We start from the raw sequence: 14,060 nt of genomic DNA on the forward strand, positions 1-14,060 counted from the left end.
AGCGGCCCGACAAAGGTATCGGCAGGTGGGTTGGCGCACCAGTTCATGGAGTACGACACGTCTCGCAGGAAATGTCCGACGCCTGTGCAGGCCAGCACACTGCGTCCTAGGACGTCCCTTCGCGATTACATCCCCACCTCCAACCCGGGTAGGATTGCCCGCTTTTTAGCCTGTCCACCACGCACTCAGTGATGACGTTCAAGTCGGCAAGACGCTCGATCTGGGTCAGGGCTGGTTTGTCGAACCGCAGGCGGGATTGCAAGTTGCGCGCATCAGCGGTGGGCGTTTCACCGCCAGCAATGGCCTGGATGTCGAACAGGACACGATGATGTCTGTACAGCCGTTTGCCGGGCTCATGCGCCGAGATCGGCGCTGGCGTTGCGGTGAAGGCAGCGGACAAACACAGCTTCTTCGCAGAAGCGGGCTACACCCATGGCAGCGAGATCAAGCAGCCGTGGGCGGTGACGGTCGGGTATCGCTATAACTGGTAACCCCCGACCTGTGGGAGCGAGCCTGCTCGCGAAAGCGGTGTATCGATCAACATTGATGTCGACTGACACTCCGTCTTCGCGAGCAGGCTCGCTCCCACAGGGGTTAGGTGGGGTGTCAGTCATCCGGCATCTCGGGCGGCTTGGTCGGTTTGGCGGGTTTGCCATTCTTGGTGGCCTTGGCGCCTTTAGCGCCCTTGACCGGTTCGGCCTCCGCAGGCGGGGTCACTACCGGCGGCGCGGTGGCTTCTTTTTCGGCGGCTGGCAGGGCATCGATGGTCTCGAACACTTTCTTCAAATCGACCGATTTTGACTCATCTCCCGAACTCTCAAGCTTCTTCTCGCCATCCTTGCCGATCAGGATCACTTTGGGCAACGCCCCCGCACCGAGTTTGAGGGAGCGGATCAGCGCCATGGTGTCCTGCTGACCGAGGTCCTTGCCGTCGAGCTGGCCGAACATGTTCAGCACGGTGTACACCCGGATATTGCGTTGGGCGATACCCTCCTTGTTGGCCGGATCGTCCAGTGACTTTTTCAGCCCGACCCAGACCGGATCGACAGTGCTGGGTGCAATGACAATCAAGGGCCGGGACCGGCCTTTCTCGATATCCAGCGGTGAGTCACTTTCGGTTGCGAACAAGGGACCGGCGAAAGCCAGCAAGGTTGTCAGGGTCAAAAACCTGATGAGCATGCGCATCTCCTTTTGATAACCACGCTCTAATGATTGCGCATCGCGGCGTTCGTTCCGGGTGACGCACCGCAATTGTGTTTCGCCTTGACCCAAGCTTAGGTCAGGGCGGTCATTGCGCAACAGACGGGGTTAATCTCATCGCAGATAAGCAGCGGGGTGATTCAGTCGGAATCAGAACGCGAGTTTGTAACCGATCAGCACCAGCATCGTCGCCAGGCAAGGGCGCAGCACTTCATCGGAAATCTTGCCGGTCAAATGACTGCCCAACCAGATCCCCGGCAGCGAGCCGATCAACAAGAAGCCCAGCACGTGCCAGTCCATGTTGCCCATGCTCGCATGGCCAAGCCCGGCGACCAGGGTCAGCGGCACGGCGTGGGCGATTTCGGTGCCGACGAGGCGACGGGTCGGCAGCAGCGGATACAGGATAAACAGGGCCACGGTGCCCAAGGCGCCTGCACCGATGGACGTCAGCGCCACCATCGTGCCCAGCACCAGGCCGGTGATGACGGTCATCACGTTGAGGCGAGAACCGCTGGGGTTGTAGTTGCCACCGGCGCGTTTGTGAGCGAAATCGAGCAGGCGTTTCTTGAACAGAATCGCCAAGGCCGTGGCGAACAGAACGAACCCCAGCGCCTGCTTGATAATGGCGTTCATGGTTTCAGGCGCGGTGTGCAAGCTGCTGAGGAACCACAGCGTCAACGCTACCGCCGGCACGCTGCCAAGGGTCAGCCAGCCGGTAATCGCCCAATCGATGTTGTTGTTTTTCCGGTGGACCAGCACGCCACTGGATTTGGTGATCGCCGCGTAGAGCAAATCGGTACCGACCGCCGTCGCGGGGTTGATGCCGAACCACAGCAGAATCGGGGTCATCAACGACCCACCACCGACGCCAGTCATGCCGACAATAAAGCCAACCACCAACCCGGCAACGACTAACCCGATGTTCACTAAATCCATTGAGACGTCCACAAAGACCGCAGGAGAAATCTGGCCCGCAGCATAGCGATTTTTCTTATAACTACTTATATCGATGCGAACTATCGTTATATCCAAGACATAACAACACCCATTCCCCTGTGTAGGGTTTATTGCACTGGCAGGAAATTCAGGAACAGCAGGCTCTGCGCATAATTCAAGCCGATGCGCCGGTAGCGTTCATCGAGCATCTGCGTCAGCAAATCCAGTCGCGCGACGATCTTGCCGAACTCAACGGCAAAACTCAGGTTGCTGCCCTCCTCCGAGATCTCGTTGGAGAACAGCAACGGTTCGCCTTGTTTGTTTTGCCGCTGGCTGAGGATCCACGTGGCGATCTCGATGTTGCGCGCGGCGTTGCTGACGAACGTCGGGTTGATCGCATCCGTCATGTAGAACTCCAGGCGATTGCCGTGCGCGGTCACCAGCATGCTGCCGATGGCATAGATGAAAGCACCGACCCGGTCACCGAGAAACTCCGGGCTCATGGCAAACCTGAGCGCCGCCAGGTCTTTTTTGTTGCCAAGGGTGGGCAGTGGCTGTTGCTGCTCGATGGCCATGCGCACTTGCTTTCCAGCGGTTCGGGCATCAAGGAAGCCGGATTTTTTCAGCTCCTCGGGGTTGCGCCGGTAAAGCTTGCTCATCAGCACATAGAGGCTGTCTAGGTTGTCACGCATCGTCAGCGTGGCCATGCGGTCGACGCTGGTCTGCAGAAATTCCTGGGGGCGGCCTTCGCGGAACTGGCTGACGATGTCGTTGCCCTGTTGCTGGCTGCAACCGCTGACAAAAAGCATGGCCAAGCCAGCCAGGAGCACGCAACGGCGGCGGATCGATGGGGTGATGCGGGGTAACACTCGAGCCATGGGTTCTTGAACTTGGGCATGGGCCAACGGTGGGGATCGCCGCCGGCTGCCCAAAGATAGAGCCGCCAATGCCAAAAAAGTGCAGTGCCGGTGGTCCGTGAACCAACCCTTGGCCGGCCAAAAAGTGATATTTCGTCGTGTTCGCTTTTACCTGGATTGTGGCGCTCCATGGAACCAGCGGGTTATTTTGCTGCCAACTGAGTATCCACCGAGATGCATACAGGAGGTTTTCATGCGGTTCCTTGAACTGGCCGGCGTCAACGTACCGGTCATTGGCCAGGGCACCTGGCACATGGGTGAGGACAGCTCGGCTCGCACGCGTGAAGTCTCGGCCCTGCGCCAGGGCATCGAGCTGGGCATGACGCTGATCGATACCGCGGAAATGTACGCTGAAGGCGGCGCCGAGGAAGTGGTTGCGCAAGCCATCAGCGGTCTGCGTGACCAGGTCTTTGTGGTCAGCAAGGTTTATCCGCACAACGCGAGCTGCCAAGGCATTCCCCAGGCCTGTGAGCGCAGCCTGCGGCGCCTGAAAACCGATTACATCGATTTGTACCTGCTGCACTGGCGCGGCCAGTATCCGCTGGAAGAAACCGTCGAAGCCTTCGAACGGCTGCGTGAAGACGGCAAGATTGGCCGATGGGGCGTATCCAATTTCGATATGGACGACCTGCACGAACTGCACTCATCAACCTGCGCCACCAATCAGGTGCTCTATAACCTGGAGGAGCGCGGCATCGAATTTGATTTGCTGCCCTGGAGCCAACAGCATCAGCTGCCCTTGATGGCGTACTGCCCTATCGGTCAGGGCGGTGAAATGCTGACGCATCCGGCGCTGGTAAAGATTGCCGCCGGTCACGGGGTGACGCCTGCTCAGGTAGCGCTGGCATGGATCCTGCGGCAACCCGGCGTGATCGCCATCCCCAAGGCGGTCAAACCTGAACACGTGCAATTGAATGCGCAAGCCGCACAAGTGCGGCTCGAACCCGGGGATCTGGAGGTGCTGGACCACGCGTTTCACGCGCCACAACACAAACAGCGATTGGCCATGGTCTGAGCCATCGTCGTATTGTCTGAGGGTTTCTGCATGCGAAGCACCGATCCGCTCGATGCTTTTAACTTGCCACGTTTCGTCCAGGCTCAAGACCCGGTCTTTGAGTGGGTTCAGGAAGAACTGAGTGCCGGACAAAAACGCCGTCACTGGATGTGGTTCATTTTTCCGCAGCTGGCCGGGTTGGGCGGCAGCGAAATGTCCCGATACTTTGCCATTCGCTCCGAAAAGGAAGCCGTGGCGTATCTGGAGCATCCACTGCTGGGTCCACGATTGCGTACGTGTACGCAATTGGTCCTGAACGTCAAACAGCGCTCGATCACCGAGATTTTCGGCCATCCCGACGACCTGAAATTCCATTCTTCGATGACGCTGTTTGCCCAGATCGCACCGGATGACAGCCTTTTTCATCGGGCGCTGGAGCAGTATTTCCACGGCATACCGGATGACTGGACATTGTCGTTGCTGGACTTAAAACAGGCCCATTTGCCCACCAATCAGGGTTGAGAAGTCGTCGTCGACAAACGGCAGGATTGCGTCCGCCACCGGTTGCAGTTGCCGGGTGACGTAATGGTCGTAGTCGATGGGGACGCTGCGGATCTCCAGCGGTTCGGGCCCGGCGACGGTGATCACGTAGCTGATCCAGCCGCCGTTCTGGTACTGGCGCGGACGGCCCTGGCGGTCGTTGAAGTCATCGGCTATGCGCGCGGCACGTACGTGGGGCGGCACATTGCGCTCGTAGTCGTCGAGGGTACGACGCAGGCGCTTGCGGTAGATCAGGCGGTCGTCGAACTCGCCGGCCAGGGTCTTTTGCACATAATCGCGCACGTAATCCTGATACGGCTGGCGGTGGAAGATCCGCGAGTACAGCTCCTGCTGGAATTGCCGGGCCAGTGGCGACCAGTCGGTGCGCACGGTTTCCAGGCCTTTGTAGACCATTTCATCCGTGCCATCGGCGCGAGTAACCAGACCGGCGTAACGCTTCTTGCTGCCCTCCTCCGCGCCTCGAATGGTCGGCATCAGAAAGCGTTTGTAGTGGGTTTCGAACTGCAATTCCAAGGCACTTTCCAACCCGTATTCGGCTTGCACATGTTCGCGCCACCACTGGTTGACGTGGTCGACCAGTGCGTGGCCGATCTGCGCGGCCTCCTCCTGACCGTGAGCGCGGCGCAGCCAGACGAAGGTCGAGTCGGTGTCGCCATAAATGACCGTGTGGCCCTGGGCTTCGATCAGTTGCCGGGTGCGCAGCATGATCTCGTGGCCGCGCAAGGTAATCGACGAGGCCAGGCGTGTGTCGAAGAAACGGCAGCCGCTGGAGCCGAGCACACCGTAGAAGGCATTCATGATGATCTTCAGCGCCTGGGACAGCGGTGCGTTGTGTTCGCGCTTGGCGGTTTCCCGGCCTTCGGCGACCCGGGCGACGATGGCGGGCAGGCAATGGCGGGTTCTGGAAAAACGCGCCCCGCGAAAACCCGGGACGGAGTCGCTGTCGTCAGGATGCTGCAAGCCTTCGATCAGCCCGACCGGGTCGATCAGGAACGTACGGATGATCGACGGATAGAGGCTTTTGTAGTCGAGCACCAGCACCGATTCGTACAGGCCCGGTTGCGAGTCCATGACAAAACCGCCGGGGCTGGCTTGCGGTGACTTGCCGCCCAGGTTCGGCGCCACAAAACCCTGGCGGTGCATCAGCGGCATGTACAGGTGAGTGAACGCCGCCACCGAACCACCGCTGCGGTCCGCTGGCAAACCGGTGACGCTGGCGCGCTCCAGCAGGAAGGTCAGCAGTTCGGTCTTGGCGAAAATCCGTGTGACCAGTTCGCAATCCTTGAGGTTGTAGGTGGCGAGGGCCGGTTTGTCCTCCGCGAACATGCGGTTGATTTCGTCCATGCGCTGGTACGGCGTGCTGATCGCCTTGCCCTCACCGAGCAAGGTTTGCGCGACGTTTTCCAGGCTGAACGAGGGAAAGTTCCAGGTCGCCGAGCGCAGGGATTCGATGCCGTCGATGATCAGGCGCCCCGCGGCTGCCGCGAAGTAATGGTTGCGGCTGCCGTGTTCGCGCCACTGCATCTCTTCGCCGCCGCGCCCAAGCTTGAGCGGTACGCCCAGGCGCCGGGCGTGCTCGTGGAGGACGCGCAAATCGAACTGCACGACGTTCCAGCCGATGATCGCGTCCGGGTCATGGCGGGCAAACCATTCGTTGAGCTTTTTCAGGAGCACGGTTCGCGAGTCGCAGTATTCGAGCTGGAAGTCCACCGCGCTGGCGTCGCCATTGGGCGGCCCGAGCATGTACACCTGGCGCTCGCCGCAGCCTTCCAGGGCAATGGAATACAACTCGCCCTGTTCGGTGGTTTCGATGTCCAGCGAGACCAGCCGCAGGTTGGGCCGGTAGGTCGGGTCGGGTTTCATCTGCGCGTTAAGCAGCATACCGTCCGCATCCGGTGTGCCGCCAAAGATTACCGGCGCCGTGATGAACCGTTCCATCATGTAGCGTTCCGGCGGGCGAACATCGCCCTCAAACATCTCGACGCCGGCCTTGCGCAACGCCGTTTCCAGACGCATCAACTGACCGTGCTGCTGGCAATACAGGCCGAGCACCGGGCGATGCTCGAAATCCAGCAGGGCCAAAGGCTTGAGCTCGACGTTTTTCTCGCCGCGCAGCACCTCTTGCGCCTGCTCGCGCTGGGCGGCTGGAATGAACGCCACCGACGGCTGATGAGGCAGGCGGATGCGCCGGGGACCGCTGTCGGTCGCCAGCCAGAACTCGACTTCCGTGCCGGCCGCGGTGTCGCGCCAATGCCGGGTCAGGACGAAGGCCTGCTGTAAATCCACCACTGCAACCTCTCGTTTTGATTCAGGTCGCAATTCTACGCGTCATCGAAACATAAAACCTGTGGGACTTACTGAGCCCTTGGATCATGTTTATCGAAGAAAAACTGCTGAATGGCGTTTTTTGAGTGTTATCTGCCGCTTTCTCCCTTGCCCTCAGCGCTTGGGTCTACGATTCTTCAAGGACAACGACAACACCCGAGAAGCCACCATGAAAACCGTCGCCCAACTGCTCAAGCTCAAAGATCAGAAGAATCAGGAAGTGCACCAGATCAAACCTGATCACATGGTGCTGGAAGCGCTGATGAAGATGGCCGAGAAAAACGTCGGCGCCTTGCTGGTGGTGGAAAATGACAAGGTGGTGGGCATCATCAGTGAACGTGATTACGCACGCAAACTGGTGCTGCATGGCCGTTCTTCGGTGGGCACGCCGGTGCGCGACATTATGGTTTCCAATGTGATCACCGTGGACACCCATCAAACCGTCGATACCTGCCTGGGCATCATGTCCGACAGACGCCTGCGCCACCTGCCGGTGGTGGAGGACGGCAAGTTGATTGGCTTGCTGTCGATCGGCGACCTGGTCAAGGAAGCGATTGCCGAACAGGCGGAACTGATTCGCCAGCTGGAGCAGTACATCCGCGGCGAGTAATCCGGAGACACCCTGGATCAAATGTAGGAGCGGGCTTGCTCGCGAAGAGGCAGTGTCAGTCGACATCAATGTTGAATGACCGTCCGCATTCGCGAGCAAGCCCGCTCCCACATTCAAACTTCAGTGTTCACACGGGCCAATGCCGGGCGAAGACCGGCGCCAGTGTCGGGTGCCGGTCGATGCGCTCCAGCCACGCGAAAAAACCGGGACGGGCGTTGCGTAAATGCTCCCGGCTGCCGGCCCACCTCGACACCACCGCCGCCAGCACATCCAGCGCGCCCGGCGTCTCATCCCCCAGATACAGCTCGCCGGAAAACTGATCGGCAAACAACTCCCAGCTCCAGTGCAATCGCGAGCGAGCGCCGGCCATGAGGTTTTGCCTGGACGCCTCATCCGTCTCGGCCAACCAGCGTTCGGGGTAATCGATGATGCCAATGGCCGCGTAGCAATTACTGACGATGTACGTGAGGCCGCGGATCGCCTGATCGCGGTCAGCGGCCAATGTTGGCAACAGGTTCGACTTGGGAAAGGTCAGCCCGAGATGGATCAGGATCGCCGCACTTTCGGTCAGGATGCTGCCATCGGGCAGTTGCAGCGTCGGGATCTGCTTGAGCCGGTTGAGCTTCTCCAGTGCCTGGGCCGCCTCCGAGGACAACTCGACGTCGATGAAGCGGTAAGGAATTTCGCACAGCTCCAGCGCCGCTTCTATCGCTGCCGCGCCGGAGTTCTGGTGTCCATAGAGTTGATACATGGTGCGGCCTCCTGGCGAGACGAGAATGGGGTCATTAGAGGCGTCACCTGCCGGTCGTGGTGATCCAGCTAATCAGTGTAGAAGCGTCGATCCCGCCTACCCGCACCATCCGACGACTGAACCATCACGCCCGCGTGGGGCAACTCACAAGGTCTATCAATACTGTCGATGTTCACCATCACATCAATGAAGTTCTCATAAAAAATCCTCGGCGTAACATCCGCTCCATACCAACTCATAAACACCCCGGAGCACACCATCATGAAACGCCAAACTATCCTCGCTATCGCTTTCTCGGTCTTTGCAGTTAACGCTTTTGCCGCAACCTCTGCTCAACCTGTGGTCGCTGAAGGCGGCTCGGATCGTCTGATTGAAAGCCGTGTGGCTGAAGGTGGTTCGGATCGTTTGATCGAAAATCGTGTTGCCGCTGATGGTTCCGACCGTCTGATCGAAAACCGCGTTGCCGCTGATGGTTCCGACCGTTTGATCGAAAACCGCGTAGCTGCTGATGGTTCGGATCACCTGATCGAAAACCGCGTAGCCGCTGATGGTTCCGACCGTTTGATGCAGAACCGCGTTGCCGAAGGTGGTTCCGACCGTTTGATCGAAAGCCGCGCCGCATAAATGCAGGGCTTTACCGCAGTACTCAATGAAAAACCCGGCCTGACCCGCCGGGTTTTTTTACGCCTTTCGTTTGATCAGGGTTACTGGCCAGCCCGTTTCATGCAGCGCTGATAACGCTCATCGACCCGTTTGGCAAACCATGCAGTGGTGAGCTTGCGGGTGATTTTCGGGCTTTGCAGTTCGATTCCCGGCAACACGGCACGAGGCAATGCCCTGCCCTCGGCCTGATCGGCCAACGCGAACACTCGCCGGTAGAGTTCCGTCTCCTCGAATTGAAGACTTTTTCCCTCCTCCAATTGATTGCGAATGGTCGTATTGCGCATCCCCAACTGCTTGCCGAGGCTACGCACCGCCACTTCCGTGGTGCCGGGCATGATCGAGTCATAGCGGACCAGGTCGCCATCCAGCGCCAACGGGATGCCTGACACGCGGTTCAACGCGTTCTGAAACGCCGCATTGCGGCTGGCGTACCAACCGGCATTGAAATCAGCGAAGCGATACAGCGGTTGTGTGTAGCTCACCGGGTAACCCAGCAAGTGGGCGATGCCGAAGTACATGCCGCCGCGCCGAGTGAATACCTCATGGCGAATCGAGCCTTGCACCGGATACGGATAGTCCTTCGCCTGCTGTTCGGCGAACTCGATACTGACTTGCATCGGTCCGGCGGTGTGTACCGGATTGAAGCCACCGAACAGGGTTTTGCCCAAGGGCACCATGCCAATGAAGTCATCGAAAATCGCGCTGAGCTCCTTTTCACTGCGCGCGGCGTTGAGGCGGTCGCTGTAGCTTTTGCCGTTGGGTGATTTCACCTGCAACGCGCCGCTGATCAACAGGCTGGGGATGTGGACTTTAGCGGCGCGACGGTCGATTTCGTCCCGAGCGATCTTGCCCAGGCCTGGCACAGGCGGGTCGACCTGGAAGGTGGATTCCTGCTCGGTCACGGCGAGCACCGAACACAGGTTTTGCGTGGACGGATAGATTTTCTGGGCGGCGAAGGCGGCGTAGATGTCCGTGGCCCACCCTTGGCGATCCGTGGTTTTGGCCGGCAGCAGGCGCACGATGTCGGCCTTGACCTCGGCGGGCGCGCGCGCGGGCAATTCCTGCGGGCGCTGAGTGCCGCAACCGGCCAGCAGCAACAGCGCCGCGACACCCATGATCAATCGATTGGCTTGCATGGTGCTCCATCAAATCCGTTGAGCCGGGTTAACCATACGACCAATGGCATGGCGCAGGCTATGACTCCTGCGGCCGCGCGCTGTTCCATCGTCATGGCTGCGGGGCCTTTTTCCGTTGGGCGGTCAGCCTTCCGGCCGGCGACGACTGAACCATACTTGAGCCAGTCACCGAGGAGGACAGGCTCATGCACCGTAGCGACGTATTGATCGTCGGCGCCGGCCCGACCGGGCTGGTCCTGGCGCTGTGGTTGAGCAAACTGGGGATCCGCGTGCGGATTGTCGACAAGACGTCGGCGCCCGGTACCACGTCGCGTGCGCTGGCGGTGCAGGCGCGGACGCTGGAGCTTTATCGCCAGCTCGACCTCAGCGAAGCTGTGGTGCAAAACGGTCATCGGGTGGCGGGCGCCAATTTCTGGGTCAGCGGTGAATCGGTTGCACGATTGCCACTGAGCAACATCGGCGCTGGCCTGACACCTTATTCGTTCATGGAAATCTTTCCACAAGATCAGCACGAACGACTACTGATCGAGCGTCTTGAAACCTTCGGCATCAAGGTGGAACGCGGCACCGAACTGGAGGCCTTCGAGGAAACCGGCGATGGCATCACCGCCCACTTGCGCCTGCCCGATGGCCAACAGGAAACCTGCCAGGCGTGTTATCTGGCCGGTTGCGACGGCGCCCGTTCTATCGTGCGTAAAACGCTGGACACCGGGTTTCCCGGTGGCACCTACCAACAGATTTTCTACGTGGCGGATGTGCAGGCCAGCGGGCCGGCAATCAACGGTGAACTGCATGTGGACCTTGATGAAGCGGATTTCCTCGCTGTGTTCCCATTGGCCGGCGAAGGTCGAGCCCGGCTGATCGGCACGGTGCGTGACGAGCGTGACGAGCGTGCCGAACGGGCCGAACGGGCCGAAACCTTGCGTTTTGAGGACGTCAGCAGCCGGGCCATCGAGCACATGAAGGTGCAGATCGAACACGTCAACTGGTTCTCGACCTACCGCGTGCATCACCGGGTGGCCGATCACTTTCGCACCGGCCGCGCGTTTTTATTGGGCGACGCGGCCCACGTTCACAGCCCGGCCGGTGGCCAGGGCATGAACACCGGGATTGGCGACGCGATCAACTTGGCGTGGAAATTCGCGGCGGTATTGGGTGGCGCAGCCGAGGCAAAACTGCTCGATACCTATGAAACCGAGCGCATCGCCTTTGCGCGCAAACTCGTCGCCACCACCGACCGCGTATTCAGTTTCGCCACCGCAGAGGGACGCTTGGCCGATGTGCTGCGAACACGGCTGGCGCCCTTCGTGATTCCCAAAATGGCCGCGTTCGAAACGTCTCGCGAGTTCCTGTTTCGCACGGTCTCGCAGATCACCCTGAACTATCGCGGCATGCCGTTGAGCACCGGCGTTGCCGGGCACGTTCACGGCGGCGATCGCCTGCCCTGGGCGCATGATGGCGAGGGCGACAACTTTGAATCGCTGAGAAATCCGACCTGGCAGGTACACGTGTATGGCGACACCAGCGACGAAATGATCGCCTGGTGCATCGAGCATCATCTGCCCTTGCATGTGTTTGACTGGCGACCGGCGTTTGAAGCGGCGGGGTTGGGGCGTAACGGGTTTTACCTGTTGCGCCCGGATACGTATGTGGCGATTGCCGAGACGTGTTCCGATCCGAAGGTGATTGAGCGGTACTTCAAGCACCACGGGATCCGGCCCTATTTCGGCACTCCCTGATTCAACACGGTAAAAATGTGGGAGCGGCGGTGCGACGATTCGACTTGCTCGCGAAGGCGGTGTGTCATTCAGTACATGTATTGACTGAAACACCGCCTTCGCGAGCAAGTCGAATCGTCGCACCGCCGCTCCCACAGGGGTTAGGTGTTGGGTTTAGATCCCGGCCAGGGCCAGTTCCATCGCGAAGTAGGTAAAGATCAAATCCGCGCCGGCGCGCTTGATCGCCCCCAGGCTTTCGCGCACCACACGGTCCTCATCAATCGCCCCCGCTTGCGCGGCGAATTTGATCATCGCGTACTCGCCACTGACCTGATACGCCGACAGCGGCAAACGCGAGACCTCGCGGATGTCGCGGATGATATCGAGGTAGGCGCCGGCCGGCTTGACCATCAGTGCATCCGCGCCTTCCTGTTCGTCCATCAGCGATTCGCGCACCGCTTCGCGGCGGTTCATCGGGTTCATCTGATAGCTTTTGCGGTCTCCTTTGAGCGCGCTGCCACCGGCTTCACGGAACGGGCCGTAGAGCGCCGACGCGAACTTGGTCGAATAGGCCATGATCGCGGTCTGGCTGAAACCGGCGGCATCCAGCGCCCGGCGAATCGCCTGGACCTGCCCGTCCATCGCCGCCGACGGGGCAATCACATCGGCACCGGCCCGAGCAGCGGCCACGGCTTGCTTGCCGAGGTTGATCAGGGTCTGGTCGTTGTCGACTTCGTGGTTGTGCATCACGCCGCAATGGCCGTGGTCGGTGTATTCGCAGAAGCACGTGTCGGACATCACGATCATTTCCGGCACCGCATCCTTGGCGATCCGCGACATGCGCGACACCAGTCCATTGTCATTCCAGGTGTCGCTGCCGCTGCTGTCCAGATGATGCGAGACGCCGAAGGTCATGACCGACTTGATGCCGGCGCGGGCGTAGCGCTCGATCTCGCCGGCCAGTTTCGACTCCGGAATGCGCATCACGCCGGGCATGCTTTTGATTGGCACGAAGTCGTCGATTTCTTCCTCGACGAAAATCGGCAGTACCAGGTCGTTCAGGCTGAACTCGGTTTCCTGGAACAGGCTGCGCAGGCTCGCATTGCGGCGCAGACGGCGTGGACGTGCTTCGGGGAACTGGCTGGACATGGGCATTCCTGAAAAACGGAGGATGAGACTAACGTCTAGGGGAGAAGCTTATGCCTTGCGCGGTGCAAGGCACAAACCTCAGGCACGGAACAAACCCTTACCGGTTCGGCAATAATCCCCCGAGACCAACACAAAACCCTGTGGGAGCGAGCCTGCTCGCGAAAGCGGTGTTTCAGTCAAATAAATGTTGGCTGTCACGACGCCTTCGCGAGCAGGCTCGCTCCCACAGGTTTGGATTCACACAGGGTTAAAGCTTCAGGGTCCCGGAAATACAGGTCACCACCGTTCCACCAATCCAGATTTCATCGCCCACCTGATCCACCTGAATGCGCCCGGCCCGTCCCATCGTCAGGCCCTGGCTGACCACATAGGAGGCCGGCGCCAACCCCTCGGCAAGCAACCACTGCGCAATCCCGGCATTCAAACTGCCGGTCGCCGGATCTTCCGGCATGCCGTCCCCGGAGATGAAGGCCCGTACTTCGAATTGCGCGTCATCGCCATCACCCTCGGGATTCCACGGTGCGATCACGCCGACCGCCAGGCCCAGCATTTGCGAGTGATCCGGTTGCAAGTCCAGCACTTGCTGGCGGTCCGCGACCATCACCGCCAACCAGCCGGCACCGTTATCCACCCACTGCGCCCGGACAATCGCCCCGACCGCCAGACCGAGCCCGCGTCGTACGCGCTCCACCAGTTCGGCGTCCACCGGCCCGGCGTTGATCAGCGGTGGCGCAAGGAAGGCCAGTTCCGCGCCTTGTCGACGGACCCGCACCAGCCCGACGCCGCACTCCTGAATGATCTCCTCGCCCTTGGGCACGCCACCCGCCTCAAGCCAGGCATGGCAAGTGCCCAGGGTCGGATGACCGGCGAAGGGCAACTCGTTCAGAGTGGTAAAGATCCGCACGCGATAGTCGGCGCGCGGATCGCGCGGTTCCAGCACGAACGTGGTTTCACTGAGGTTGGTCCAGGTCGCGAACGCCGCCATTTGTTCATCACTGAGCGCGTCGGCCCCGAACACCACCGCCAGCGGATTGCCCTTGAGGGCGACACGGCTGAAGACATCTACCTGCTTGAAATCGAATGAACGCATGGTCTTCCTT

The 14,060-nt window shown here is 60.2% G+C and carries 13 protein-coding genes and 1 pseudogene; 6 read left to right on the top strand and 8 right to left on the bottom strand.

What is annotated here, in order from left to right:
- The first annotated feature begins 220 nt into the window (after positions 1-220).
- A pseudogene (locus tag BK660_RS05575) lies at positions 221-491 on the top strand (autotransporter outer membrane beta-barrel domain-containing protein).
- Between the two features lie 115 nt (positions 492-606).
- On the opposite strand, the gene BK660_RS05580 reads toward BK660_RS05575, so the two are convergent.
- The 3 genes from BK660_RS05580 to BK660_RS05590 form a co-directional block, all read right to left on the bottom strand.
- The gene (locus tag BK660_RS05580; protein WP_123432431.1) at positions 607-1,179 is read right to left on the bottom strand and encodes a DUF4174 domain-containing protein; all 573 of its coding nucleotides are present in this window, start codon (positions 1,177-1,179) and stop codon (positions 607-609) included.
- 171 nt (positions 1,180-1,350) lie between these two features.
- Entirely contained in the window at positions 1,351-2,136 is a 786-nt protein-coding gene (locus BK660_RS05585) for a sulfite exporter TauE/SafE family protein (protein WP_123432432.1), read from the bottom strand.
- Between the two features lie 128 nt (positions 2,137-2,264).
- On the bottom strand, positions 2,265-3,014 hold the full coding sequence (locus tag BK660_RS05590; protein WP_123432433.1) for a hypothetical protein: 750 nt from the start codon (positions 3,012-3,014) through the stop codon (positions 2,265-2,267).
- 232 nt (positions 3,015-3,246) lie between these two features.
- On the opposite strand from BK660_RS05590, the gene BK660_RS05595 reads away from it, so the two are divergent.
- Complete coding sequence (locus BK660_RS05595; RefSeq protein ID WP_123432434.1) at positions 3,247-4,068, top strand: aldo/keto reductase; 822 nt, start codon at positions 3,247-3,249, stop codon at positions 4,066-4,068.
- A 30-nt stretch (positions 4,069-4,098) separates the two neighbouring features.
- Entirely contained in the window at positions 4,099-4,569 is a 471-nt protein-coding gene (locus tag BK660_RS05600) for a DUF1810 domain-containing protein (RefSeq protein ID WP_123432435.1), read from the top strand.
- On the opposite strand, the gene BK660_RS05605 is transcribed toward BK660_RS05600, so the two are convergent.
- Positions 4,534-6,894 carry a DNA polymerase II gene (locus BK660_RS05605; RefSeq protein ID WP_185044995.1) on the bottom strand — a complete coding sequence of 787 codons (2,361 nt, stop codon included), beginning with the start codon at positions 6,892-6,894 and terminating at the stop codon, positions 4,534-4,536. The two genes, BK660_RS05600 and BK660_RS05605, sit on opposite strands and share 36 nt — an antisense overlap.
- Before the next feature lie 208 nt (positions 6,895-7,102).
- On the opposite strand from BK660_RS05605, the gene BK660_RS05610 reads away from it, so the two are divergent.
- Positions 7,103-7,543, top strand: coding sequence for a CBS domain-containing protein (locus tag BK660_RS05610; RefSeq protein WP_123432437.1), 441 nt, complete (start codon positions 7,103-7,105; stop codon positions 7,541-7,543).
- A gap of 127 nt (positions 7,544-7,670) precedes the next feature.
- Here the strand turns inward: BK660_RS05610 and BK660_RS05615 are convergent, their stop codons facing one another.
- Positions 7,671-8,294: a glutathione S-transferase N-terminal domain-containing protein gene (locus BK660_RS05615; RefSeq protein WP_123432438.1), complete on the bottom strand. Its 624-nt coding sequence runs from the start codon at positions 8,292-8,294 to the stop codon at positions 7,671-7,673.
- 261 nt (positions 8,295-8,555) lie between these two features.
- Between BK660_RS05615 and BK660_RS05625 the strand changes: the two genes are divergently transcribed.
- Positions 8,556-8,918: a hypothetical protein gene (locus BK660_RS05625; RefSeq protein WP_123432440.1), complete on the top strand. Its 363-nt coding sequence runs from the start codon at positions 8,556-8,558 to the stop codon at positions 8,916-8,918.
- An 80-nt stretch (positions 8,919-8,998) separates the two neighbouring features.
- Here the strand turns inward: BK660_RS05625 and BK660_RS05630 are convergent, their stop codons facing one another.
- Complete coding sequence (locus BK660_RS05630) at positions 8,999-10,093, bottom strand: DUF1615 domain-containing protein (RefSeq protein WP_123432441.1); 1,095 nt, start codon at positions 10,091-10,093, stop codon at positions 8,999-9,001.
- 185 nt (positions 10,094-10,278) lie between these two features.
- On the opposite strand from BK660_RS05630, the gene BK660_RS05635 reads away from it, so the two are divergent.
- Positions 10,279-11,832, top strand: coding sequence for an FAD-dependent oxidoreductase (locus tag BK660_RS05635; RefSeq protein WP_123432442.1), 1,554 nt, complete (start codon positions 10,279-10,281; stop codon positions 11,830-11,832).
- Between the two features lie 153 nt (positions 11,833-11,985).
- On the opposite strand, the gene hemB is transcribed toward BK660_RS05635, so the two are convergent.
- Positions 11,986-12,960, bottom strand: coding sequence for a porphobilinogen synthase (hemB, locus tag BK660_RS05640; protein WP_123432443.1), 975 nt, complete (start codon positions 12,958-12,960; stop codon positions 11,986-11,988).
- Between the two features lie 247 nt (positions 12,961-13,207).
- Positions 13,208-14,050 carry a PhzF family phenazine biosynthesis protein gene (locus tag BK660_RS05645; RefSeq protein WP_123432444.1) on the bottom strand — a complete coding sequence of 281 codons (843 nt, stop codon included), beginning with the start codon at positions 14,048-14,050 and terminating at the stop codon, positions 13,208-13,210.
- Positions 14,051-14,060 lie beyond the last annotated feature (10 nt).

The organism is Pseudomonas brassicacearum (assembly GCF_003732265.1).
GTDB classification, from domain to species: domain Bacteria; phylum Pseudomonadota; class Gammaproteobacteria; order Pseudomonadales; family Pseudomonadaceae; genus Aquipseudomonas; species Aquipseudomonas brassicacearum_D.

What these genes read in the sequence shown, in the direction of transcription:
- BK660_RS05580 (WP_123432431.1), bottom strand. Translation starts at nt 1,179, where the DNA reads ATGCTCATCAGGTTTTTGACCCTGACAACCTTGCTGGCTTTCGCCGGT.
- BK660_RS05585 (WP_123432432.1), bottom strand. Translation starts at nt 2,136, where the DNA reads ATGGATTTAGTGAACATCGGGTTAGTCGTTGCCGGGTTGGTGGTTGGC.
- BK660_RS05590 (WP_123432433.1), bottom strand. Translation starts at nt 3,014, where the DNA reads ATGGCTCGAGTGTTACCCCGCATCACCCCATCGATCCGCCGCCGTTGC.
- BK660_RS05595 (WP_123432434.1), top strand. Translation starts at nt 3,247, where the DNA reads ATGCGGTTCCTTGAACTGGCCGGCGTCAACGTACCGGTCATTGGCCAG.
- BK660_RS05600 (WP_123432435.1), top strand. Translation starts at nt 4,099, where the DNA reads ATGCGAAGCACCGATCCGCTCGATGCTTTTAACTTGCCACGTTTCGTC.
- BK660_RS05610 (WP_123432437.1), top strand. Translation starts at nt 7,103, where the DNA reads ATGAAAACCGTCGCCCAACTGCTCAAGCTCAAAGATCAGAAGAATCAG.
- BK660_RS05615 (WP_123432438.1), bottom strand. Translation starts at nt 8,294, where the DNA reads ATGTATCAACTCTATGGACACCAGAACTCCGGCGCGGCAGCGATAGAA.
- BK660_RS05625 (WP_123432440.1), top strand. Translation starts at nt 8,556, where the DNA reads ATGAAACGCCAAACTATCCTCGCTATCGCTTTCTCGGTCTTTGCAGTT.
- BK660_RS05630 (WP_123432441.1), bottom strand. Translation starts at nt 10,093, where the DNA reads ATGCAAGCCAATCGATTGATCATGGGTGTCGCGGCGCTGTTGCTGCTG.
- BK660_RS05635 (WP_123432442.1), top strand. Translation starts at nt 10,279, where the DNA reads ATGCACCGTAGCGACGTATTGATCGTCGGCGCCGGCCCGACCGGGCTG.
- hemB (WP_123432443.1), bottom strand. Translation starts at nt 12,960, where the DNA reads ATGTCCAGCCAGTTCCCCGAAGCACGTCCACGCCGTCTGCGCCGCAAT.
- BK660_RS05645 (WP_123432444.1), bottom strand. Translation starts at nt 14,050, where the DNA reads ATGCGTTCATTCGATTTCAAGCAGGTAGATGTCTTCAGCCGTGTCGCC.